Source organism: Achromobacter sp. UBA2119, from assembly GCF_002331005.1.
Taxonomy (GTDB): Bacteria; Pseudomonadota; Gammaproteobacteria; order Burkholderiales; family Burkholderiaceae_B; genus Achromobacter; species Achromobacter animicus.
This window is the reverse complement of record NZ_DCYD01000013.1, coordinates 34250-57481: the sequence shown is the minus strand read 5'-3', so window position 1 is coordinate 57481 and position 23232 is coordinate 34250. Positions and strand designations below refer to the sequence as shown.

20 protein-coding genes are annotated in these 23232 nt (G+C 63.2%); 7 read left to right on the top strand and 13 right to left on the bottom strand.

What is annotated here, in order from left to right:
- The first annotated feature begins 5 nt into the window (after nt 1–5).
- Together B3098_RS29045 and B3098_RS29040 are read left to right on the top strand one after the other, a co-directional pair.
- On the top strand, nt 6–1007 hold the full coding sequence (locus B3098_RS29045) for a TOTE conflict system archaeo-eukaryotic primase domain-containing protein (protein ID WP_349677750.1): 1002 nt from the start codon (nt 6–8) through the stop codon (nt 1005–1007).
- 107 nt (nt 1008–1114) lie between these two features.
- The gene (locus B3098_RS29040) at nt 1115–2071 is read left to right on the top strand and encodes a DEAD/DEAH box helicase (protein WP_349677755.1); all 957 of its coding nucleotides are present in this window, start codon (nt 1115–1117) and stop codon (nt 2069–2071) included.
- Between the two features lie 315 nt (nt 2072–2386).
- On the opposite strand, the gene gyrB is transcribed toward B3098_RS29040, so the two are convergent.
- The 3 genes from gyrB to dnaA form a co-directional block, all read right to left on the bottom strand.
- Nucleotides 2387–4834, bottom strand: a complete 2448-nt coding sequence (gene gyrB, locus B3098_RS12485; RefSeq protein WP_286896578.1) for a DNA topoisomerase (ATP-hydrolyzing) subunit B — start codon at nt 4832–4834, stop codon at nt 2387–2389.
- Between the two features lie 96 nt (nt 4835–4930).
- Entirely contained in the window at nt 4931–6040 is a 1110-nt protein-coding gene (dnaN, locus tag B3098_RS12480) for a DNA polymerase III subunit beta (protein WP_175124835.1), read from the bottom strand.
- Nucleotides 6041–6042: 2 nt separating this feature from the next.
- A complete protein-coding gene (dnaA, locus tag B3098_RS12475; RefSeq protein ID WP_175136956.1) occupies nt 6043–7503 on the bottom strand; it encodes a chromosomal replication initiator protein DnaA in 1461 nt (486 codons plus the stop codon).
- 437 nt (nt 7504–7940) lie between these two features.
- Between dnaA and rpmH the strand changes: the two genes are divergently transcribed.
- From rpmH to B3098_RS12450, 5 genes are all read left to right on the top strand, one after another.
- A complete protein-coding gene (rpmH, locus tag B3098_RS12470; RefSeq protein WP_006228069.1) occupies nt 7941–8075 on the top strand; it encodes a 50S ribosomal protein L34 in 135 nt (44 codons plus the stop codon).
- Nucleotides 8076–8182: 107 nt separating this feature from the next.
- Complete coding sequence (locus tag B3098_RS12465) at nt 8183–8554, top strand: ribonuclease P protein component (protein ID WP_286897090.1); 372 nt, start codon at nt 8183–8185, stop codon at nt 8552–8554.
- Nucleotides 8551–8823 (top strand): membrane protein insertion efficiency factor YidD, encoded by a 273-nt coding sequence (gene yidD, locus B3098_RS12460; protein WP_175124832.1) that lies wholly within the window; start codon nt 8551–8553, stop codon nt 8821–8823. The genes B3098_RS12465 and yidD overlap by 4 nt, the downstream gene beginning before the upstream one ends.
- Before the next feature lie 48 nt (nt 8824–8871).
- A complete protein-coding gene (yidC, locus tag B3098_RS12455; RefSeq protein WP_279971454.1) occupies nt 8872–10548 on the top strand; it encodes a membrane protein insertase YidC in 1677 nt (558 codons plus the stop codon).
- 283 nt (nt 10549–10831) lie between these two features.
- Nucleotides 10832–12277: a catalase gene (locus B3098_RS12450; protein ID WP_175124830.1), complete on the top strand. Its 1446-nt coding sequence runs from the start codon at nt 10832–10834 to the stop codon at nt 12275–12277.
- Between the two features lie 137 nt (nt 12278–12414).
- On the opposite strand, the gene B3098_RS12445 is transcribed toward B3098_RS12450, so the two are convergent.
- The 10 genes from B3098_RS12445 to B3098_RS12400 all read right to left on the bottom strand — a co-directional run bounded on the left by B3098_RS12445 (nt 12415) and on the right by B3098_RS12400 (nt 23148).
- Nucleotides 12415–13293, bottom strand: a complete 879-nt coding sequence (locus tag B3098_RS12445; protein WP_286896562.1) for an ABC transporter permease — start codon at nt 13291–13293, stop codon at nt 12415–12417.
- An 11-nt stretch (nt 13294–13304) separates the two neighbouring features.
- A complete protein-coding gene (locus tag B3098_RS12440) occupies nt 13305–14135 on the bottom strand; it encodes an ABC transporter ATP-binding protein (RefSeq protein WP_286896561.1) in 831 nt (276 codons plus the stop codon).
- Between the two features lies 1 nt (nt 14136).
- Complete coding sequence (locus B3098_RS12435; protein WP_286896559.1) at nt 14137–15180, bottom strand: ABC transporter substrate-binding protein; 1044 nt, start codon at nt 15178–15180, stop codon at nt 14137–14139.
- Between the two features lie 43 nt (nt 15181–15223).
- Complete coding sequence (locus B3098_RS12430; protein WP_286896556.1) at nt 15224–16126, bottom strand: TauD/TfdA dioxygenase family protein; 903 nt, start codon at nt 16124–16126, stop codon at nt 15224–15226.
- 178 nt (nt 16127–16304) lie between these two features.
- On the bottom strand, nt 16305–17504 hold the full coding sequence (locus B3098_RS12425) for a M20 aminoacylase family protein (RefSeq protein WP_286896554.1): 1200 nt from the start codon (nt 17502–17504) through the stop codon (nt 16305–16307).
- Between the two features lie 111 nt (nt 17505–17615).
- Nucleotides 17616–18632 carry an ABC transporter ATP-binding protein gene (locus B3098_RS12420; protein ID WP_279971464.1) on the bottom strand — a complete coding sequence of 339 codons (1017 nt, stop codon included), beginning with the start codon at nt 18630–18632 and terminating at the stop codon, nt 17616–17618.
- The gene (locus B3098_RS12415) at nt 18629–19639 is read right to left on the bottom strand and encodes an ABC transporter ATP-binding protein (RefSeq protein WP_239215845.1); all 1011 of its coding nucleotides are present in this window, start codon (nt 19637–19639) and stop codon (nt 18629–18631) included. The genes B3098_RS12420 and B3098_RS12415 overlap by 4 nt, the downstream gene beginning before the upstream one ends.
- Nucleotides 19640–19650: 11 nt before the next feature.
- Nucleotides 19651–20571, bottom strand: a complete 921-nt coding sequence (locus B3098_RS12410; protein WP_191578403.1) for an ABC transporter permease — start codon at nt 20569–20571, stop codon at nt 19651–19653.
- Nucleotides 20568–21542 (bottom strand): ABC transporter permease, encoded by a 975-nt coding sequence (locus B3098_RS12405; protein ID WP_076518271.1) that lies wholly within the window; start codon nt 21540–21542, stop codon nt 20568–20570. Before B3098_RS12405 ends, B3098_RS12410 begins: the two co-directional genes overlap by 4 nt.
- A gap of 19 nt (nt 21543–21561) precedes the next feature.
- A complete protein-coding gene (locus B3098_RS12400) occupies nt 21562–23148 on the bottom strand; it encodes an ABC transporter substrate-binding protein (RefSeq protein WP_218342480.1) in 1587 nt (528 codons plus the stop codon).
- Nucleotides 23149–23232 lie beyond the last annotated feature (84 nt).

Here is a 23232-nt window from a genome sequence, read left to right as displayed (position 1 = left end):
GCCTCATGCCCAAACCAGACCCACTTACCGCTCTCCAGGCGGAGAACGCCCGCCTGATCGCACTGCTCGAAGCCCACGGCATTGAGTGGCGGTTGCCGCAACCTGTCGCAGCGACGGCTCAAGGACCGGCACCATCCCGGCTTTCTACTGCTGAGAAGGTGGCGCTGTTTCGGAGCCGGTTTCGCGGTCGTACGGATGTTTATCCCATTCGATGGGAAAGCAAGACCTCGGGAAAAGCCGGCTACACCCCCGCCTGCGCCAACGAATGGCGAGCCGGCATCTGTGAAAAGCCACGCGTTAAATGCGGCAATTGCAGCAACCGCCTGCTGATCCCGTTGTCCGATGCAGTGATCTACGACCATTTGGCCGGCAAACATACGGTCGGCGTCTATCCACTGCTGGAGGATGACACCTGCCATTTTCTGGCAGTTGATTTTGACGAGGCCGAGTGGCGCGACGACGCGCGAGCCTTCAGTCAGTCTTGTGAAGAGCTGGGAGTGCCGGCCGCGATGGAAGTTTCGAGATCAGGCAACGGCGCGCATGTGTGGGTGTTCTTCGCCAACCGCGTTTCGGCCCGCGATGCCCGACGCCTGGGCACGGCCGTGATCAGCCATGCCTGCTCGCGCACCCGGCAATTGAAGTTGGATTCGTATGACCGCCTTTTTCCCAACCAGGACACGATGCCCAAGGGTGGCTTTGGCAATCTGATCGCCTTACCGCTGCAGAAGCGGCCACGCGAAAGCGGCGGCAGCGTGTTCGTAGATGCAGAGCTGCGGCCATACCCGGACCAATGGGCATTCTTGGCGTCCATTCAACCAATGGCCGCGCACGACATCGATTCGACCATCCTACGGGCCACAGGCGGCGTGCATCCGCTGGATGTCAACTTCATTGATGACGAGGACTTGGCCACACCCTGGAAGCGAGATACCAAGCCAACAAAAAAGCTGGCCGGGAAAATGCCGAAAATCACTGACGGTGACGCTGGCCAACCTCATCTACTTTGAAAAGGCTCAACTGCCGCAGGCCCTGGCCAACCGCCTGATCCGCCTGGCCGCCTGGCAAGACAGTCACTGCCGCCGCGATGATCGCGCGCCGAGGTGTCAACACCTTGGTGCTGGTGCATCGAACCGAATTGCTCAAGCAGTGGCAGGAGCGCCTTCAGGCTTTTCTGGGCGTTGGCAAAGGCATAGTGGGCACCATCGGCGGCGGCAAGGCCAAGCCCACCGGAAAAATTGACATCGCCGTGATGCAATCCGTCTCCCGACAGGGTGAGGTCAATCCGCTGGTCGACAGCTACGGTCAGGTGATCGTGGACGAGTGCCAACACGTCGGCGCAGTTTCGTTCGACGCCATCTTGAAACGGACCAAAGCTAGATTCTTGCTGGGGCTGACAGCGACACCGATCCGTCGCGATGGCCTGCAGCCGATCATCTTCATGCAATGCGGGCCAATTCGATACACCGCAGCCAAACCGGCTGGCGCACCTCATGATCTTGAAGTAGTGCCTCGATCACGATTCACTCGAATTGACCTGCCAACTAATACGGGTATTCAGGATGTATTTCGCCATCTCGCCAACGATCCGGCGCGAACCGAGGCCATTGCGGCAGAAGTCAAAGATGCCTATGAGCAGGGTCGCAAGGTGCTCGTTCTCACAGAACGCACGGAACACCTCGATGCGCTGAGGGCAGCCCTCGGCGATCTGACTCCAGCGCCCTTCGTGTTACACGGCCGTATGTCCAGAAAGCAGCGGACTGCTGTGGTCGCTGACATGGACGGACTGCCGCCCGATGCACCGCGCGTGCTTCTGGCGACCGGGAAATTGGTTGGTGAGGGTTTCGATCATCCGCCGCTCGACACACTGGTGCTGGCGATGCCAGTTTCCTGGAAGGGTACGCTGCAGCAATACGCCGGGCGCTTGCACCGCGAGCATGCCAGCAAGACTGACGTGCGGATCATCGACTTCGTGGACACGGGTCACACTGCGTTGCTGCGAATGTGGGATAAGCGGCAGCGCGGTTACCGAGCGATGGGATATCGAGTGAATAGCGACGAAGCCGTGGCGTGACACCAAAAAATCACAGCCAATATTTTAGATTCATTCGCAAACTCGCAGCGTGCGGCAGCAGTGCCATCCGGACGCCCGTTCTCAGATGGGAACCTAAAACTGAAGGGTGGGCGTCAAGAAAATTTCGGGAATACCTTGATCGATCGCCGGGTTAGTCGCCTTTTGGTCTTACGTGCCTCGAACACTGATTTCTAACGCAAACGCCCGGCATAGCCGGGCGTTCATCTTTATTTGTTGGATTTTTCCATTAACTGCGTCAATGCATTTTCACCAACCTATCGAGATTTTCACTTTCTCTGTCACCCAACAACACGATCAGGCGTCGATATTACCCGCCGACAGCGCGTGCGTTTCGATGAAGTTGCGGCGCGGTTCAACGTCGTCGCCCATCAGCGTGGTGAAGACTTCGTCGGCCGCGATGGCGTCCTCGATCTGCACGCGCAGCAAGCGGCGCACCTTCGGGTCCATCGTGGTTTCCCACAGCTGCTCGGGGTTCATTTCACCCAGACCCTTGTAGCGCTGCTTGGAGATGCTGCGGTCGGCTTCGCTGCGCAGCCATTGCATGGCCTCGCGGAAGTCGGACACCGGCTGCTCCTTGCGCTTGTCGCCTTCGCCGCGGGCGGCCAGCGAGCGCGGACCGACCTTGCCCAGGAAGCTCTTGGCGGCCTTGGACAGGATGGCGTAATCCGAGCCATTGATGAAGTCGGCATCGATGATGCTGACGCGCACGTTGCCGTGGTGCATGCGCTGCACGGACAGGCGATGGCGTTCGGTGGCTTCGTCGAATTGCGGAACGACCTCGACGCCGTTGCCGTTGATGGGATCGCGCATGGCATCGGCCAGCCGCTTGGCGGAGTCCGCGGTGGACTCGGCCGTGTCCAGGTTGATTTCCACGCCTTCGGCCATGGCCGACAGCGCGCCCACGTCGAACACGCGCGACAGGCGGGCGATGACGCCGTCGGCGGCCACGTATTGACGGGCCAGGTCGTTCAGTTCTTCGCCGCGGATGATGTTGCCGCCCGAGATGATCTCGGCGTCCTTCAGGGCGAGCGTCAGCATGAACTGCGCTTCTTCCTGGTCATCCTTCAGATAGCGCTCTTCGCGGCCAACCTTGACCTTGTAGAGCGGCGGCTGCGCAATGTACACGTAGCCGCGCTGCACCAGCTCGGGCATCTGACGGTACAGCAGCGTGAGCAGCAGGGTGCGGATGTGTGCGCCGTCGACGTCCGCGTCAGTCATGATGATGAGGCGGTGGTAACGCAGCTTGTCCACGTTGAAATCGGGACCGATGCTGGTGCCCAGCGCCGTGATCAGCGTGGCGATCTGTTCGCTGGCGATCAGGCGGTCAAAGCGCGCCTTCTCGACGTTCAGCACCTTGCCGCGCAGCGGCAGGATGGCCTGGAACTTGCGGTCGCGGCCTTGCTTGGCCGAGCCGCCTGCGGAGTCACCCTCGACGATGTACAGCTCGCACAGCGCGGGGTCCTTTTCCTGGCAGTCAGCCAGCTTGCCGGGCAGGCCGGCGCCTTCCAGCACGCTCTTGCGGCGCGTCATTTCGCGTGCCTTGCGCGCGGCTTCGCGTGCACGGGCGGCTTCGACGATCTTGTTGCACAGGGCCTTGGCGTCGTTCGGGTGCTCGAGCAGCCAGGTTTCCAGCGTGCGGGCCACGGCTTCTTCAACCGCCGGACGCACTTCGCTGGACACCAGCTTGTCCTTGGTCTGGCTGCTGAACTTGGGCTCGGGCACCTTCACCGACAGCACGCAGGCCAGGCCTTCGCGCATGTCGTCCCCGGACGTCTCGACCTTGGCCTTCTTGGCCAGTTCGTTGTCGGTGATGTACTTGTTGATGATGCGCGTCATCGCGGCGCGCAGGCCGGTCAGGTGCGAACCGCCGTCGCGCTGCGGGATGTTGTTGGTGAAGCACAGCACGCTTTCGCTATAGCTGTCGTTCCACTGCATGGCCACTTCCACGCCGACCGGCACGCCGCCGGCCGACGATTCCGTGGTAACCGAAAACACGTTCGGGTGCAGCACGGTCTTGGCGCGGTTGATGTATTCAACGAAACCCTTCACGCCGCCCGAGAACGCGAAGTTCTCTTCCTTGCCCTGGCGCTGGTCGATCAGGCGGATCTTGACGCCGTTGTTCAGGAACGAGAGCTCGCGCAGGCGCTTGGAGAGGATCTCGTAGTGGTACTCGATGTTGTTGAAGATGATCGGGTCGGCCAGGAAGCGCACTTCGGTGCCGCGCTTGTCGGTCGTGCCGGTCACGGCCAGCGGCGCAACGCGCTCGCCCTGGCGGAATTCCATCTGGTGCACCTGGCCGTTGCGACGGATGGTGAGACGCAGCCATTCGGACAGCGCGTTCACGCAAGACACGCCCACGCCGTGCAGGCCGCCGGACACCTTGTACGAGTTCTGGTCGAACTTGCCGCCGGCGTGCAGTTCGGTCATGACGATTTCCGCCGCGCTGCGGTGGAATTCGTCGTCCTTGTGGATGTCGGTCGGGATGCCGCGGCCGTTGTCCGTGACGGAGATGGAGTTGTCGGTGTGGATCGTGACGACGATGTCGTCGCAATAGCCGGCCAGGGCTTCGTCGATGGCGTTATCGACGACCTCAAACACCATGTGGTGCAGGCCGGTGCCGTCGGACGTGTCGCCGATGTACATGCCGGGGCGCTTGCGCACGGCCTCCAGCCCCTTGAGCATCTTGATCGAGTCAGCGCCGTAGCCGCTGGTCTCGGGAGTGGTGTTCTGCTGATCTGACATGTCTGTATCGATAACGCTTTAAAGAACGGCCTGGCGGCCGGACCGCCCGCGGACCATCGGTCCGCAAGCGGCACAAACCCACGGGGGGAATGCGGATCAGATCCGCATGGGCATGACGACGTACTTGAACTGGTCGTCTTCGGGCAGGGTGATGAGCGCCGACGCGTTGGCATCGGGCATGACCGACCACTGGATGTTGTCGACCTTCACGTTGGACAGCACGTCGAGCAGATAGCCGACGTTAAAGCCCACATCCAGCGCTTCATGGCTGTAGTCGATGTCGATTTCTTCCTGGGCCTCTTCCTGCTCGGCATTCGAGGACGAGATCTTCATCTGGTTCTGCGCCAGTTGCAGGCGCACGCCCTTGAACTTGTCCGTGGTCAGGATGGCGGCGCGCTGCAGGCTGCCCTGAAGCGCTTCGCGGCCGACCAGGAAGTGGCGCGAGTAGTTCGTGGGAATCACGCGCGTGAAATCGGGGAACTTGCCTTCGACCAGCTTGGAGACCAGCTCGACGTCGCCAAAACGGAAACGGATCTGGCCCGGCGCCACGTCGATGGAGACGGTCTCGTCGGAGTCTTCCAGCAGGCGCTGCATTTCCAGCACGGTCTTGCGCGGCACGATGACTTCGTGGCGCTCGGCGATGCCGTCGGCTTCGGTCGAGCAGTGCGCCAGGCGGTGGCCGTCGGTGGCAACCGCGCGCACACGGCCCGGTTCAAACACCAGCAGCATGCCGTTCAGGTAGTAGCGGATGTCCTGCTGGGCCATGGCGAAATGCACCATGTTGAACAGGTGGCGCAGGGTGCGCTGCGGCATGGTCAGCGATACGTCCCACTGCTCGGGCTGGGCCACGGTGGGGAATTCGCTGGCGGCCAGCGTCTGCAACGCAAAGCGGCTCTTGGCGGATTGCACCGACAACTTGTTGCTGGCCAGGGCCAGGCGCACATCGCCGGTATCGGGCAGGGCTTTCAGGATGTCCAGCAGCTTGCGCGCGGCCACCGTGGTGGACTCGTTGTCCTGGCCGACACCAAAGTCGGCGTGCGTGGTGATCTGCACTTCCAGGTCGGTCGCAATGAAGGCAACCTTGTTGCCTTCCTTGCGCATCAGGATGTTCGCAAGAATGGGCAGGGTATGGCGTCTTTCGACGATGCCCGCCACAGTCGACAGCGGTTTCAGCAATGCATCGCGTGTGGTTTGTACGAGTTGCATGTTCATCCTTTTAGAGTTTGTTCCAACACGTGCAGGGTATGGTTGAGCTCCGCTTGCTTGGCGCGGGCATCGGAAATCTTGCGAACGGCGTGCAGCACCGTGGTGTGATCACGGCCGCCGAATAAATCGCCGATTTCCGGCAGGCTTTTCTGGGTCAGCTCCTTGGCCAGGTACATCGCAACCTGGCGCGGCAACGCGATATTGGCCGGCCGGCGTTTCGAGTACATGTCGGCGACCTTGATCTTGTAGAAGTCCGCCACCGTCTTCTGGATGTTTTCCACGGTGATCTGGCCGTTGGACACCGACAGCAGGTCCTTGAGCGCTTCCTTGCAGACATCCACCGTCAGCACGTCGCGGCCGTGGAAGCGCGCGTAGGCCAGGACCTTGCGCAGCGCGCCTTCCAGTTCGCGCACGTTGCTGCGCAGGTGCTTGGCGATGAAGAAGGCCACTTCCTCGGGCATGGGCACGCCTTCGGACTCGGCCTTGCGCAGCAGGATCGCCACGCGCATTTCAAGTTCCGGCGGCTCGATGGCGACCGTGAGGCCCGAGTCAAAACGCGAGATCAGGCGGCTGTCGATGCCCGACAGTTCCTTGGGGTACGTATCGCTGGTGATGATGATCTGCTTGCGCTGCGCGACCATCGCCTCGAACGCGTAGAAGAATTCTTCCTGCGTACGGTTCTTGCCGGAGAAGAACTGGATGTCGTCGATCAGCAGAAGATCGAGCGAATGGTAGTAACGCTTGAAATCGTCGAATGCCTTGCGCTGGTACGCCTTGACCACGTCGGACACGTATTGGTCGGCATGCACGTAGCGCACGCGCACGCCGGTGCCCGCCGCCACCATGGCGTTGCCGATGGCGTGGATCAGGTGGGTCTTGCCCAGGCCGACGCCGCCATACAGAAACAACGGGTTGTACGAGGTGCCGGGATTTTCCGCGACCTGCAACGCCGCCGCGCGCGCGAGCTGGTTGGCCTTACCGGTCACGAAGTTTTCGAACGTGAGGTCGGTGTTCAGGCGCGATCGCTCGTACACGATATTGGCCGCGTCCGCGTTCACGGCCTGCGCAGCGGCGGTCGTGGCGGGCGGGGGCGGGGCGGTCGTCACTGTGACCGTCACGGGCGGCGCGGCGCCGGAAGGGGGCGCAGCGGACGGGTGCGGTTGCTGGACTGGCTGCTGCGCACGCACAGGCGCGACCGGCATACGCGGCGCGGTCCCTTGCGAAGGCAGCTCGAACAGCACCTGCACCGGTCGCTTGAACCACTCCGCGGCCAACGCTTCGATCTGGTGGGAAAAGTTTTTGCGCACCCAATCCAGCTTGAAGCGGTTGGGCGCGGCAACGCGCAGCACCGCCTGCGTTTCGTCGTACGCAAGCGGGACCAGCGGTCGTATCCACGCGCTGATTTGTTGGGGGGGGAGTTCCTGCTCAAGACGACTGACGCAGGTCTGCCAGAATTCTTTCATGTCGCTCTTATTCAAACCTCGATTCTACCTTGCCCGGGCGGGGGTTATCCACAGGGAGGGGCATAAGCGTCTATATGGCGCCCCCTTAACTGTTTGACAAGACAGGGAAAACTTGCTGAAATGGTGGGCTTTTCCGAATTCTGTCTGTCAGAAGGTTTCGCAGAAAGCTTGGCCGGACACGCTCCCGCAAGGGCAAATTGCCAAAAGCGCAATTGCCCCTACAAGAGCAATTTGTCCGGTTTTTAGCTTTGCTGAATAGGTCGCCCGAGATGAAATTCTCGGTACAGAGCCCCGTCTAAGAGTTGTTTTTTGCACTGGATGCAAAACCCATGCAAAACCCGTTGCAAAAACGCTCTCTGGATACCCGCTTCTGCTTAGCGCGACGTGGAACCCTCCGGGCAGGTCCCTTCTGACTTTGTTCTTTTTGTGGATCGTCCATGAAACGCACCTACCAACCTTCCGTTACCCGTCGCAAGCGCACCCATGGCTTTCGCGTGCGCATGAAAACCCGCGCTGGCCGCGCCATCCTGAGCGCCCGCCGCGCCAAGGGCCGCAAGCGTCTGGCCGTCTAAGTCCAGTTTTCCGGTTTTCCGGAAACTGACTTTTGCACGGACCGACCATATTGCAAGATCTCTCGCAATCCTGTTCCGGTTCCGCGCAACCGCCTGATCCGCAGTCCATGCCGCGCTCCACGCTTCCCCCGGAGGCGCGGCTGCATCGCCCCTCCGAGTTTGCCGCCGCCCTTAAAGGCCGGCGTCTTGCCCGAGGGGCATTCTTCATTGTGAGCGCCGCTCCCAATGATCTGCCTCCCGACCAGGACGCCTGTGCTCGTTTGGGGCTCATCATCGCCAAGCGGTTTGCCGCCCACGCCTCCACGCGCAACGCCTTGAAGCGGGTCATCCGCGAAGCGTTCCGCCATCGGCGCCTGGCGCTGCCGGCAAAAGATTACGTCGTGCGCTTGCATAGCAAGGTCGCGCCCGCCACGCTCACTGCGCTGAAACGCGCCGCCCGAGCCGAAGTGGACGCTCACTTTGATCGGATCGCACGATGATCAAGGCACTACTCATTGCCCCGATCCGGTTCTACAGGTTCTTCCTGAGCCCCTGGATCGGCCGGCAGTGCCGTTTTACTCCGACCTGCTCGGCGTACGCGATCGAAGCGATCGAGCGCCACGGTGCATGGCGCGGCTTCTGGCTGGGCGTCCGGCGCATCGGCCGGTGCCACCCCTGGTCGCCCGGTGGCCTGGATCCGGTTCCACCGGCCAAGGGAACCAACGACGCCCGGTGCTGCTCCCACAGCCACCGCATCGAGCACGATTGACGCTAAACTGGCGGGCTTTGCTGGCCCGTATTCACTTCAGTAGGCACCATGGATATCCGACGAACCGTCCTCTGGATGATTTTTTCCTTTTCGCTGTTGCTCCTTTGGAACAACTGGCAAATCCATAACGGCAAGCCGTCGCTGTTCGGGGCCCCGCCCGCGGCCAGCACGAGCGAAACGCCGGCAGCAGCCAACAACGCAACGCCGTCCGTGCCCAGCGCCCCGGCTGCCACCGCTGCCCCGGCCTCCACGGTGCCTGGCGCCGCCACGCCCGTTCCCACGCGCTCCGAAGAAGTCGTCATCACCACCGACGTGCTGCGCCTGACCTTCGACACGATGGGCGCCCAGCTGGTGCGCGCCGAACTGCTGAAGTACCCGGCCACCGGCCAGGCCGACAAGCCCACGGTTCTGCTGGACCGCTCGGCGGGCCTGAACTACGTGGTGCAGACCGGCGTTGTCGGCGCCCCCAGCGGCCAAAGCTTTCCCACGCATCAGACGCCTTTCCGCCTGGTCTCCCAAGAACGCGAACTGACTGGCGACAACCTGGTCGTCACGTTCGAAGGCGAATCCGGCGGCGTGAAGGTCACCAAGACGTTCACCCTGCACCGTGGCCGCTACGACATCGACGTGCGCCATGACCTGGCCAACGTCGGCACCGCCCCCGTCACGCCCTCGCTGTACCTGCAGATCGAGCGCGACGGCAACGACCCGGCCGACACGTCCAGCTTCTATCACACGTTCACGGGCTTTGCCGTCTACTCGGACCAGGACAAGTTCCAGAAGAGCACGTTCAGCGACATCCAGAAGAAGAAGGCCAGCTACATCAAGCAGGCGGACAACGGCTGGATCGCCGTCGTCCAGCACTACTTCGCCACGGCCTGGGTGCCCCCGCAAGGCAAGCCGCGCACCAACGAACTGCTTGAAGTCCAGCCGAACCTGTACGCCGGCCGCAGCATCGAAGCCGTTGGCGACATCGCCCCCGGCGCCGCCGCCCGCGTCGATTCGCACCTGTGGGTCGGTCCGCAAGACCAGAAGGCCATGGCCGCGCTGGCGCCGGGCCTGGAATTGGTGGTCGACTACGGCTGGCTGACCATCATCGCCAAGCCGCTGTTCACCCTGATGACCTGGCTGCATTCCATCCTGGGCAACTGGGGCTGGACGATCGTGGCGCTGACCGTGCTGATCAAGGCCGTGTTCTACCCCCTGGCCGCCGCCAGCTACCGCTCCATGGCCCGCATGAAGCAGGTGGCTCCGCGCCTGCAGGCCCTGAAGGAAAAGTACGGCGACGACAAGCAGAAGCTCAATGCGGCCATGATGGAGATGTACCGCACCGAGAAGATCAACCCGCTGGGCGGCTGCCTGCCGATGCTGGTTCAGATTCCGGTGTTCATCTCGCTGTACTGGGTGCTGTTGGCCAGCGTGGAAATGCGCGGCGCGCCGTGGATCCTGTGGGTGCACGACCTGTCGGTCCGCGATCCGTTCTTCATTCTGCCTGCCATCATGATGGCCACCATGTTCCTGCAGATCAAACTGAACCCGACGCCCCCGGATCCCATCCAGGCCAAGGTCATGATGATCATGCCGCTGGTGTTCGGCGGGATGATGTTCTTCTTCCCGGCCGGCCTGGTGCTGTACTGGTGCGTCAACAACATCCTGTCGATCGCGCAGCAGTGGTCCATCACCCGCGCCATCCAGAAAAAGTCGGAAGCGGCAGCCAACCGCTGATCGCCTTCCCGACACTAGAAACCGGCCTCGCGAGGCCGGTTTTTTTACGCCCGTTGCCAATGAAACGCGGAAGGCACACTCAGCATTTTCTATGCCCATGAGGCATATACATAGGTATTACTTATCGACAAAGCAGGATCAATCAACTTCACACAGTCAACCATGACACCTATGATGGCTCTGAATTTGCCCTCCGGCGTCCCGCCCGCCAGAGTTTTTGCTGCTACGCGCGCGGCCCGCCAAGCGGATCCGCGTCATCCAGAAATGATCTAGGGAGTGTGCCATGACCGACAAAAAGCCTCTGACTACCGCCTCGGGCGCCCCAGTACCGGACAACAACAACACCTTGACCGCCGGCCCCCGCGGCCCGGCCCTGCTGGAAGATTTCTGGCTGATTGAAAAACTTGCCCACTTCGACCGCGAACGCATCCCCGAGCGCGTCGTCCACGCCAAGGGCTCCGGCGCCTACGGCAAGTTCACCGTCACCCACGACATCACCCGCTACACCCGCGCCAACATCTTTTCCAAAGTCGGCAAAGAGACGCCGCTCTTCCTGCGCTTTTCGACCGTCGCCGGCGAACGCGGCGCGGCTGACGCCGAACGCGACGTGCGCGGCTTTGCCATCAAGTTCTACACCGACGAAGGCAACTGGGATCTGGTCGGCAACAACACTCCCGTCTTCTTCATCCGCGACCCGCTGAAGTTCCCCGACTTTATCCACACCCAGAAGCGCGATCCCAAGACCAACCTGCGCAACGCCACCGCGGCGTGGGATTTCTGGTCGCTCAACCCCGAATCGCTGCACCAGGTCACCACGCTGATGAGCGATCGCGGCATCCCCGCCAACCTGCGCCAGCAGCACGGCTTTGGCTCGCACACGTTCAGCTTTATCAACGCCAACAACGAACGCTTCTATGTGAAGTTCCACTTCAAGTCGCAGCAGGGCATCGCCTGTCTGACCGATGAAGAGGCCGCGCAGGTCGTCGCCCACGACCGCGAAAGCTCGCAGCGCGACCTGTTCCAGAACATCGAGGAGGGCAACTTCCCGAAGTGGACGCTGAAGGTGCAGATCATGCCCGAGGCCGAAGCGGCGACGTATCACATCAACCCGTTCGACCTGACCAAGGTCTGGCCGCATGGCGACTACCCGCTGATCGAGGTCGGCGTGCTGGAGCTGAACCGCAACCCCGAAAACTACTTCGCCGAGGTCGAGCAGGCCGCCTTCACGCCGGCAAACGTGGTCCCGGGCATCGGGTTCTCGCCGGACAAGATGCTGCAGGGGCGCCTGTTCTCGTATGGCGACACGCACCGCTATCGCCTGGGCATCAACCATCACCAGATCCCGGTGAATGCGCCCAAGTGCCCGTTCCACAGCTTCCATCGCGACGGGGCTGGCCGGGTGGACGGCAATGCCGGCGCCACGATCAACTACGAGCCCAACAGCGCGGGCGAATGGAAGGAAACGCCCTCGGCGGCCGAACCGCCGCTGGCGCTGGACGGCCAGGCCGCGGCCCGCTGGAACCATCGCGTCGACGACGACTACTACTCGCAGCCGGGCGCCTTGTTCCGCCTGATGACGCCGGCTCAGCAGGAATTGCTGTTCGGCAACATCGGCCGCCACATGGCCAGCGTGCCGGAAGTCATCCAGCGCCGCCAGCTGGATCACTTCCGGAAGGCCGATCCGGCCTATGCCGAAGGCGTCGCCAAGGCGTTGGGGCTGAAGCTGTAAGCGCTACGCACCATCCATGAGAAGGGGGGCGGCATCATGGCCGCCCCCTTTTTCATTCTGATCGCACGAAGGCTGCAACAATCGCCACAACAATCACCGTAATCATCCCGCGGCATCCGCCGCAAACCGCACGCCAATCACCGCTGCATTCCCCAACGCCGCACCGTCAGCCGCTCCAGCGTATCGAACGCCAGGTTTTCCACAAGCAGGCCGATGATGACCACCGCGGCCAGGCCCGCGAACACCCGGTCTGTGTATAACTCGTTGCGGTTCTGAAAGATGTACCAGCCCAGCCCGCCCTTGCCGCTGGACGCGCCAAACACCAGTTCGGCGGCAATCAGCGTGCGCCACGCAAACGCCCAGCCGATCTTCAATCCGGCCAGGATGGCGGGCAGCGCGGCCGGCACCAGAATCTGCAGGACGTAGCGCAACCCGGTCAGCCCGTAATTGCGCCCCGCCATCCGCAGGGTGTCAGACACCCCCAGAAAGCCCGCATACATGTTCAGCGCCAGCGCCCACAGTACGGAGTGGATCAGCACGAACACCAGACTGCCTTCGCCCAGCCCGAACCACAGCAGCGCCAGCGGCAGCAGGGCTATCGCCGGCAGCGGGTTGAACATCGCCGTCAGGGTGGACAGCAGATCACGGCCGAACCGCGTGGACACCGCCAGCGTCGTCAGCACAAAGGCAAGCACGACACCCGCCAGGTAGCCCTGCACCAGCACGCGCATCGACTGTCCGGCGCGCGCCAGCAGCTCGCCGCTGGTCACGCCATCGACAAAGGCCTGGGCGGTCTGCCACGCGCCGGGCAACAGCAGATCGTTGTCGGTATAACGCGCCGCCAGCTCCCACACCCCCGCCAACAGGGCAAGGATCACGCCCTTGCGCAGGGCGGCGTGCTGCCACAGCCGCTCGTGCCACGGCAGCGGCGCCTCGGCGGCCTGCGGGGGCAGGGGCGGCAGGTCGTATTCCACCTCGGGGCGAATGAACGCCGATCCGGCATGGCTGATGCTCATGCGCGCTCCTTTCAGGCCGCCGCGCGCTCAGCTTGAGCCAGCGGGGCGGTTTCGAACAACAGGTCGTGAATGCGGCGCGACGCCGCCTGAAACGCCGCCGAGCCCTGGCTGTGCAGGTCAAAGCCGTGCGCATTCAGTTCGGCGCGCACGCGGCCCGGATGCGGGGACAGCAACAGGATGCGGCTGCCCAGCACCAACGCCTCTTCGATCGAGTGTGTGACGAACAGCAGCGTAAACCGCACGTCGTCCCACAGCGCCATCAGCTCTTCCTGCATGCGACGGCGCGTCAGCGCATCCAGCGCCGCGAACGGCTCGTCCATCAGCAACACGCGCGGCTGCATGGCCAGCGCCCGCGCAATGGCCACGCGCTGCTTCATGCCGCCCGACAGCGTATGCGGATAGGCATCGGCAAAGGCCGCCAGCCCCACCTTGTCCAGGTAATGCATCGCCCGTTCATCGGCCTCGCGCCGGTTGAGCTTGCGCGAGGCCAGCAGCGGAAACGCCACGTTCTGGCGCAGCGTCTTCCAAGGCGGCAACTGGTCGAATTCCTGGAACACCACGATGCGGTCCGGGCCAGGCCCTTGCACGGTCTTGCCGTCGATCGCGATCCGTCCCTCAGTGGGTTCGATGAAGCCCGCAACCGCCTTGAGCAGCGTCGATTTCCCGCAGCCGGACGGCCCGAGCAGAATGAAACGCTCGGCGCCGTGCACGTCAAAACTGACCTGATGCGTCGCGCGCACACGCCGTTCGCGCGTCTTATATTCGATCGACACCTTATCCACAGCCAGCAAAGGCGTGGGCCGTTGAACGTTATCCACAGGGGCGGCGAGGCTCACAGCCATGTCAGCTGCCCTGCGCCGTGACGGGATCGTCGAAGAAATAATCGCGCCAGCTTGCCGGCGCATTCTTGATCGCGCCGACCTTGTGCATGAACTGCGCCAGCGCGAACGTGTTCTGCGGCTGCAGCTTGAACTGCACGTCGGGATTCTTGATGACCTTGATGAGGAAGTCGCGATCCTGCTTGGCGCCGGTGACGCGCAGGTAGATGTCCGCGGCCTTCTCCGGATTGGCGGCGGCAAAACTGGCGGCTTCCTTCAGCGCTTCCTGGAAGGCCTTGTAGGTCTTGGGATTGTCGCGGCGGAATTTCTCGGTAGCGAACAGCACCGTCGACGAACTGGGGCCGCCCAGCACGTCATACGAATTGAGCACGATGCGCGCCTTGGGGTTCTCGGCCAGCTCCTGCTCCTGGAAAGGCGGGTTGCCGAAGTGGCCGGTGATTTCCGTGCCGCCGGCGATGATGGCCGCCGCGGCGTCCGGGTGCGGCAGCGCCACCGAGATCTTGTCCAGCTTGTTGTACTGCGCGTCGCCCCACAGCTTGGCCGACGCCAGCTGCAGCACGCGCGATTGCACCGACACGCCCACGGCGGGCACGGAGATGCGGTCCTTGTCCGTAAAGTCGGCGATCGTCTTCACGTTCGGGTTGTTGGTGACCAGGTAGTACGGAAAGTTGCCCAGCGACGCCACGCCCTTCACGTTCTGCTTGCCGTGCGTGCGATCCCAGATCGTCAAGAGCGGTCCCACGCCCGCCCCCGCGATATCCACAGCCCCCGACAGCAGCGCGTCATTCACCGCCGAGCCGCCGGACAGCTTGGCCCACTCGACCGAGATATCCACACCTTCGGCTTTGCCGTGCTTTTCGATGAGCTGCTGGTCTCGCGCCACGTTCAGCAGCAGATAGACGATGCCGTACTGTTCGGCAATGCGGATGCGCCCTTCGGCCATGGCCGGCGTCGGCGAAGCCAGCGCCAGCACGGCAAGTATCAGCGCGAGGCCCGCGCCCGTGGCGGTCTGGACCAGTCGATCCCGTAGCGTGGAGGTAAAACGCATGGCGTTCCTTGTGGATAAGTGGTTTAAAGCCGACATGCGCCCGTCAGAACGGCACATCGCCTTCGATCGTGGTGCGGTAGAGCTTGCGGCGCAGGTGATCCGGCGTGCCGCCCGCCAGGTGGATCAGCGAGCGGTTGTCCCAGAACACCAGGTCATGCGGCTGCCATTTGTGGCGGTAGATGTGTTCCGGCTGCACGCTGTGGGCGAACAGCTCGGCGAGGAGCGCGCGGCTCTCGTCTTCGGGCAGTCCTTCGATGCGCGTCGTGAAGCCTTCGCTCACGAACAGCGCGCGACGGCCGTTCTCCGGATGCGTGCGCACCACCGGATGCACCACCTCCTGCACCTGCGCAATCTGTTGCGCGCTCAGATTCGGGCGCCAGTTGCCTTCCTTCTGCAGTTGCCCGTATTGGGCCAGGTAGGAATGCACGCCGCGCTTGCCGTCGATCGCGTCTCTCAGCGCCTGCGGCAAGGTGTCGTAGGCCAGGTGCATGTTCGCGAACAGTGTGTCGCCGCCCTCGGCCGGCAGCTCCTGCGCGTGCAACAGCGACCCCAGGCTGGGCAGTTCCTTGTACGAGATGTCCGAGTGCCAGTACTTGCCCGCGTCGCCCAGCCCGATAGGCTTGCCGTCTTCCAGAATGTTCGAGACGGTCAGAATCTCGGGATGGCCCGGCAGGTGGAATTGGTGCAGCACGTGGATCATCAGGCGGCCGAAACGGCGGCTGAAATCGATGTGCTGCTGGGGCGTGATGCGCTGGTCGCGGAACACCAGCAGGTGATGGTCCAGATGCGCCTTGTGCACGCGCGCAAAATCGGCGGGCGCCAGTTCCTGCGACAGGTCCAGGCCGATGATCTCCGCGCCAAGGGGACCGGGCAGGGGGCGCACGTCAAAGGACTGCGGCTGGGGGGCGGCGTGCGCTTCGCGCCGCAAGGCATTGCTCTGGGACATCGATCGCTCCGAATTCGCCTTGCGGCATGGCTGGAACGACCGATTATGGAAACTGCGCCATGTATCTCAAACGAAGATATCGGCGTTTGATCAAAGCTTTACGTCATATAGCAAAAAGCCGCGGGGCGCGCCCGCGGCTTCATGGCCATCCGCATATAAGCAAATAGCGTATTGGTCCTTACTTGGCCGGCATGAAGGCCTCGACCAGCTTTACCCAGTACGTCGCACCCACGGGCAGCAGCGCGTCGTTGAAGTCGTAGTTGGGGTTGTGCAGCTGGCACGGACCCATGCCGTGATACGACTCCATGCGGTGATCGCCGTCGCCGTTGCCCAGGAACAGATACGAGCCCGGCACGGATTCCAGGAAGAACGAAAAGTCCTCCGCGCCCATGAAGGGCGGCATGTCGCGCAGTACGTTTTCCGCGCCAAAGGTGTCTTCGGCAACCTTGGCTGCGAAGGCGGTTTCGTTTTCCCAGTTCACCAGCGGCGGGTACGCGCGCACAAAATCCAGCTCGCCCGTGCCGCCATAGACGTGCGGCAGGGTGGTGGCGATGCGCCGCATGTCGGCTTCGATCTTGTCCAGCGTCTCCACGGAATACGTGCGCACCGTGCCCCGCAGCACGGCCTCGCCGGGAATCACGTTGTAGGCATCGCCCGCGTGAATCTGCGTGATCGACAGCACCGCCTGATCCAGCGGATTCTTGCTGCGCGAGATGACCGTCTGCAGCGCGTGCACCATGTCGGCGGCCACGATGATGGGGTCAACAGACGAATGCGGCTGGGCCGCATGCCCGCCGACACCCTTGATCACGATGTCCCAGCGATTACTTGACGCCATCGTCGGCCCCGACCGGAAGCCGAACTGATTGACCGGCATGCCCGGCATGTTGTGGATGCCGAACACCGCATCGCAGGGAAACTTGTCGAACAGCCCGTCCTGCATCATGGCGCGCGCGCCGGCATTGCCGCCTTCCTCGGCCGGCTGGAAGATGAACACGACCGTGCCGTCGAAATTGCGATGCGTGGACAGATACTGCGCGGCGCCCAGCAGCATCGTCGTGTGCCCGTCATGACCGCAGCCGTGCATGCGCCCGCTGATCGTGGACTTGTGGGCAAACCGGTTGTGTTCCGGCATCGGCAAAGCATCCATATCGGCGCGCAGGCCGATGGTCTTGCCGCCGCTGCCGGCGCGCAAAATGCCCACCACACCGGTTTTCCCCAGCCCCGTGTGGACTTCGAGTCCCCAGCCGCGCAGGCGTTCGGCCACCAGGTTGGACGTGCGCGTTTCCTGGAACGCCAGTTCCGGATGCGCATGGATGTCGCGTCGCAGGGCCGTCAGGTCCCCGTGTACGCGTTCGATTTCGGCAATGGTTTTCATGGCTGTGGATAAGCTGTCTGGATTGAAGGAGGGCGCACGCGCAAATGGCCTGCTGGTCGGGGAATTCTCGCGCCGCCCCGCGTGCCGCGTCCAGCCCTTTTTCGGCGCAGGTCAGGCGGCATCGTTCAAATGGCAGGCGCTGAACTGCCCCGGCGCGATTTCGCGCAGAAGCGGGCGCTCGGCCTTGCAGCGCGGCATGGCATGGGGACACCGCGGGTGAAACGCGCACCCCGTGGGCGGATCCAGCGGCGAGGGCAGCTCGCCCCGGATGGGCTGATACGCACGCCGCCCGGGCACCAGCGTCGGCAGTTCCTTGAGCAGCGCCTGCGTGTACGGATGATTGGCGCGCGCGAACACCGTATCGGTATCGGCCAGCTCGACGATGCGTCCCAAATACATGATCGCCACGCGGTCCGAGATATGGCTAACCACGCTGAGGTTATGGCTGATGAACAGATACGTCAGGTCCAGCTCATCGCGCAGCCGTTCGAACAGATTCAGCACCTGCGCCTGGATCGACACGTCCAGCGCGGCCACGGCCTCGTCGCAGACGATGACCGAAGGCTTCAGCGCCAATGCCCGCGCAATGCCGATGCGCTGACGCTGGCCGCCCGAAAACTGATGGGGATAACGCTGTGCAAAGCTCGGATCAAGCCCCACCTGGCGCATCAAACCGGCCACGTACTCCTGCTTGTCCCGCGACCGGATCAGGCCATGCGCCGCGGGCGCCTCGCCGATGATCTCGCGCACGCGCATGCGCGGATTCAGGGACGCGTACGGATCCTGGAAGATCATCTGCACGCCCAGCTCGTAGGCGCGCCGCTCCGGCCCCTTCATGGTTTGCACGGGCTTGCCCTGATAATCCACCTGCCCGGCGGTCGGCGGCAGGATGCCCGACACGATGCGGCCCAGCGTGGATTTTCCACAGCCTGATTCACCGACGATGCCAATCACCTCGCCCGGTCTGACCGCCAAGTCCACGCCAGCCACGGCATGCACCACCTGCGTCTTCAGTCCCGCGCCCAGCAGGTTGGCGATGCGGCCGGCCAGATCCACCGGCTGCACGAAGCGTAGTTCGACGTCGCGCAGGGCGAGGATCGGCGTGGGATTGTTCAGGGCGTCGTTCATATTGCGTCCGGCGCTCCAGCATGCCAGCAGCGCACCCATTGCGCCGGGCGGACTTCGACAGGCGGCGGTTCGACCAGACAGGCGTCCGTCGCGCGCGGACACCGCCCTCGGAATGCACAGCCCTGCGGCAGGTTGAGCAGCGACGGCGTCATGCCGGGAATCGGCACCAGTGGCTTGCCGCGCGACTGCGGCGTCGGGATCGACGCGATCAACCCGTGCGTGTAGGGATGCATCGGGTGGCGGATGACCGCCTCGGTGCTGCCGGTTTCCACGACGCGCCCCGCATACATCACCGACACGCGATCGGCCAGACCCGCCACCACGGCCAGGTCATGCGTGATCCAGATGAGACCGGTCCCCGTTTCGCGGCAGAGTTTCTGCACCTCGAACAGGATCTGGCCTTGAATCGTGACATCCAGCGCCGTCGTGGGCTCGTCCGCAATGATGAGGCGCGGAGAATTCAACAGCGCAATGGCGATGGCCACGCGCTGGCGCATGCCGCCCGACAGCTGATGCGGATACGTCCGCAGTCGCTCTTCGGGCGACGGAATGCCAACCATGGCAAGCGTCTGCAGCGCGCGCTGTCGCGCCGCGTCGCGAGATACCTTCGCATGCGCCTGCACCGCTTCGATCATCTGCGTATCCACGCGCAGCACTGGGTTAAGCGTCATCATCGGGTCCTGGAAGATCATCGCGATCTCCTGTCCCCGCAACTGCCGCCACCGCGCGGGCGTGGCCGCGCGCAGGTCTTCACCGTTGAGCAGCACCTGGCCTTCGACGATGCGGCCGGGTTCATCCAACAGGCCCATCAAGGAAAAACCCGTGATGCTCTTGCCCGATCCGGACTCGCCGACTAGGCCCAGGATTTCGCCCTCGGCCAGCGTCAGGTCCACGCCGTCCACGGCCTTGACCACGCCGTTGCGCGTGAAGAAATGCGTCTTCAGCCCATGCACATCAAGCACCGGGGAACGGTCAGGCAGGGGACGTTGCGCCGCAAGTGTCTGCATCGCTCCCGTCCTCAATTCGCATGCCGCGGGTTGAGCACATCGCGCAGGTGGTCGCCCACCAGGTTGATGGCGATGATGGCCAGCGCCAGCGCAATACCGGGAAAGAACGAAATCCAATACTGGCCCGACAGCAGGTATTCAAAGCCGTTGTAGATCAGCATGCCCAGCGACGGTTCCGTCACCGGCACGCCGACACCCAGGAACGACAGCGTGGCTTCCAGCGCGATCGCGTGCGCCAGGTCGATCGTGGCGATCACGATGAGCGGCGGCATGCAGTTCGGCAGCACGTGCCGGAACAGCACGCGTGACCACGACAGCGACATGCAGCGCGCCGCCTCCACATATTCCTTGCCGCGCTCGACCAGCGCAGCGCCGCGTGCCGCCCGCGCAAAATACGCCCACTGCACGACGATGAGCGCGATGATCACCTTATCCACACCCTTGCCCAGAATCGCCAGCAACATCAGCGCCACCAGGATCGCCGGGAACGACAACTGGATATCCACAACCCGCATCAGCAGGGCATCGATGCGTCCGCCGAAATAGGCGGCAATCAGCCCAACCGTCGCGCCAATGCCGAAGGCGGCCAGCACCGACACGGTAGCCACCATGAGGCTCGTGCGCATGCCGTAGAGAATGGCGGAAAAGAGATCGCGCGCCTGCCCGTCGGTGCCCAGCAGATAGCGCATCGAACCATCCCCGCTTTCGCTGCCCGGCTTGAGCTTCGAATCCATGATGTCCAGGCTGGCCAGATCGTACGGATTCTGCGGCGCGATCCAGGGCGCCAGCAACGCCGCCCCCACGATCACGATCAACATCACCAGCCCCAGCGTGGCGAGCTTGCTGGCGAAGAAATCCGACACGAAGCGGCGCCAGGGCGTCTGCTCTTTCGTCGGAGTCGGGGGCGAGGCAACGGTGGCGGGCGTGTTCATCGGCGGCTATCCAGGCGTACGCGGGGGTCCAGCACCGTGTAGATGATGTCCACCACCAGATTCAACATGACCAGGAAGAACACGATCAGCAGCAGATACGCGACCACCACCGGACGATCCAGGTTGATGATGGAATCGATCAGCAGTTTGCCCATGCCCGGCCACGAAAACACGGTCTCGGTCACGACGGCAAACGCCATCACCTGGCCGAACTCCAAGCCCGCCACCGTCACCACCGGAATCAGGATGTTCTTGAGCAGATGCACGCCCAGCACGCGCTTTTCCGACAAGCCCTTGGCGCGCGCGAACTTGATGTAGTCCATGGGCAGCGCTTCGCGTGTGGCGGCGCGCGTCACGCGGATGATCATCGCGCACTTGGCGAAGGCAATGGTCGCTGCAGGCAACGCCAAGCTAAGCCAGCCATCAAACGTCAGCACACTCAACTGCAGCGAGCCGATGCTGACCGTGTCGCCACGGCCGCCGGCCGGCACCCAGCCCAGCATCACGGCGAACACCATGATGAGCATCAGGCCCACCCAGAAGTTCGGCAACGAGAACCCCAGCACCGAGCCCGTCATGATCGCTCGCGAACCCACTGCTGCAGGTTTCAGACCGGCCAGAATGCCGAGCGGCACGCCGATCAGCACCGACAGCAGCATCGCCACACAGGCCAGCTCCACCGTCGCGGGCATACGTTCCAGGATCAGATGCATGGCCGGCTCGCCGGTCAGGAAACTGTTCCCGAAATCGCCGCGCACGGCCTGGCTCATGAAGATCAGGTACTGCCGCCACAACGGCTGGTCCAGCCCCAGCGACGCGCTGATCGCGGCGCGTTGCGCCTCGGTCGCTTCGGGACTGGCCAGCATCGAGACGGGATCGCCGACCATGTAAATGCCGGCAAAGACCAACGCCGACATGACGAGCATGACGACGATGGTCTGCAGCAGCCTTCTGACTATGGTTGCAAGCACGAGAGATCGCCCGGCGCGCTTACTTCTTCAGCGTTGCGTTCTGCGCCAGCGTGACCTGGTCCGGACGGCCCTGGTAGCGGATGTCGTTCTTCATGGCCCAGACCGACAGTTCGAAATGCACGGGCAGCATGGCGAAGTCATCCATCGCGATATTGCTGGCCGTCGACAGCAGTTCCGCCCGCTTGGCGTCGTCCATCGTGGACGAGGCCTGCTTCACCAGCTCGTCCATCTTGGGATTGGAATAGCGGCTGCGGTTCGTCGTGCCTTGGCCGGCTTCCGGATTGCGCGTCATCAGCAGCGATGTCAGCGCGTTGGACATTTCGCCGCTCGTCACCGACCATCCCGCCAGGTATGCCGAGAACGAATAGCTGTCGCGGTTCTTGAAGAACACCGGGGGCGCCATCGCGTCCACGCTGGTCTTCACGCCAATGCGCGTCCACATCGATGCGATGGCCTGCGCCACCTTCGAATCGTTGACATACCGGCCGGACGGCGAACCCAGCGTGATCGAAAAGCCGTTCGGATAGCCCGCTTCCTTGAGCAGCGCCTTGGCCTTTTCCACATCGGCCTTGGGCGCCTTCGAGTGTTCCTTGCTGGCGCCAAACATCGGATACGGCAGCAGGTTGCCCGCGGGCAGGGCGACACCGCCCATCACGCGTTCGACCAGCGCATCACGGTTGATCGCCAGCGACAAGGCTTCGCGCACGCGCTTGTCCTTCATCGGATTCTTGTCGGTGCCTTGCACGCCGGGCGACGGCTCCGCGTACTGGTCCAGCGCCACGTACACCACGCGCACCGACGGCGTTTCCTCGACAAAGAGCTTCTTGTCGGACTTGAGCTTGGGCAGGTCGTCGGTGGGAGGATCTTCGATCATGTCGACGTCTCCCGCCAACAGCGCGGCCACGCGCGCGGCCGCGTTGCTGATCGGACGGTAGACCACGCGATCCCATTCGGGCTTCTTGCCCCAGTAGTTGTCGTTGCGCGCCAGCACGAATTCCGCGCCGCGCTTCCAGGACACGAACTTGTAGGGTCCGGTTCCGATCAGGCCATCGCCGCTGTTCAATTCGGTCGTCGTCTTGCCTTCCGCAGCCGGGCCCGACGCGGCCTTTTTCGACAGGATGGGCAACTGCGCCAGATTGACCAGCAGGTTCGGCGCGACTTCCTTGGTGGTGATGCGGATGGTCATCGGATCCACCGCTTCGGTCTTGGCGACGGACCCCAGATACAGCGTGAACGGCGACGGGCTGTTCGGCACCTTCGGGACGCGGTCATACGTGAACACGACATCCTCGGCGGTGAACGGCGTGCCATCCGAGAATTTCACGTTCGGCCGCAGCTTGAAAGTCCAGACCTTGCCATCCACGGTCCACGATTCCGCCAGCGAAGGCTGCGGCTTGAGTTGCGCGTCCGTGGCAACGAGCGTATCGAAAATGGTTTGGGAGATCTGCGTGTTCGGGGTCAACGCGTGGTACTGCGGATCCATCGACGAGGGCTCGGTCTTCAACCCGATCACCAGGTCGCGAGCCATGGCTGAACTGTATGTGCCACAGGCCATCACCACCGCGGCAGCGCCGCAGGCCAACACACGCGAAAACCGAGATGCCATCGTGATCTCCCAGAGTTGTTTCGGGTTTTGAACCTCGGGGCCACAGTAACCAGCAAACAACGCGCCGCGCAACAGTTATATTCC

Coding starts and splice junctions, on each gene's coding strand:
- yidC (WP_279971454.1), top strand. CDS start 8,872: ATGGATATCCGACGAACCGTCCTCTGGATGATTTTTTCCTTTTCGCTG.
- B3098_RS12450 (WP_175124830.1), top strand. CDS start 10,832: ATGACCGACAAAAAGCCTCTGACTACCGCCTCGGGCGCCCCAGTACCG.
- gyrB (WP_286896578.1), bottom strand. CDS start 4,834: ATGTCAGATCAGCAGAACACCACTCCCGAGACCAGCGGCTACGGCGCT.
- B3098_RS12415 (WP_239215845.1), bottom strand. CDS start 19,639: ATGCAGACACTTGCGGCGCAACGTCCCCTGCCTGACCGTTCCCCGGTG.
- B3098_RS12465 (WP_286897090.1), top strand. CDS start 8,183: ATGCCGCGCTCCACGCTTCCCCCGGAGGCGCGGCTGCATCGCCCCTCC.
- B3098_RS12445 (WP_286896562.1), bottom strand. CDS start 13,293: ATGAGCATCAGCCATGCCGGATCGGCGTTCATTCGCCCCGAGGTGGAA.
- B3098_RS12400 (WP_218342480.1), bottom strand. CDS start 23,148: ATGGCATCTCGGTTTTCGCGTGTGTTGGCCTGCGGCGCTGCCGCGGTG.
- B3098_RS12430 (WP_286896556.1), bottom strand. CDS start 16,126: ATGTCCCAGAGCAATGCCTTGCGGCGCGAAGCGCACGCCGCCCCCCAG.
- B3098_RS12420 (WP_279971464.1), bottom strand. CDS start 18,632: ATGAACGACGCCCTGAACAATCCCACGCCGATCCTCGCCCTGCGCGAC.
- dnaN (WP_175124835.1), bottom strand. CDS start 6,040: ATGCAACTCGTACAAACCACACGCGATGCATTGCTGAAACCGCTGTCG.
- B3098_RS29045 (WP_349677750.1), top strand. CDS start 6: ATGCCCAAACCAGACCCACTTACCGCTCTCCAGGCGGAGAACGCCCGC.
- B3098_RS12425 (WP_286896554.1), bottom strand. CDS start 17,504: ATGAAAACCATTGCCGAAATCGAACGCGTACACGGGGACCTGACGGCC.
- B3098_RS12435 (WP_286896559.1), bottom strand. CDS start 15,180: ATGCGTTTTACCTCCACGCTACGGGATCGACTGGTCCAGACCGCCACG.
- rpmH (WP_006228069.1), top strand. CDS start 7,941: ATGAAACGCACCTACCAACCTTCCGTTACCCGTCGCAAGCGCACCCAT.
- dnaA (WP_175136956.1), bottom strand. CDS start 7,503: ATGAAAGAATTCTGGCAGACCTGCGTCAGTCGTCTTGAGCAGGAACTC.
- B3098_RS12440 (WP_286896561.1), bottom strand. CDS start 14,135: ATGGCTGTGAGCCTCGCCGCCCCTGTGGATAACGTTCAACGGCCCACG.
- B3098_RS12410 (WP_191578403.1), bottom strand. CDS start 20,571: ATGAACACGCCCGCCACCGTTGCCTCGCCCCCGACTCCGACGAAAGAG.
- yidD (WP_175124832.1), top strand. CDS start 8,551: ATGATCAAGGCACTACTCATTGCCCCGATCCGGTTCTACAGGTTCTTC.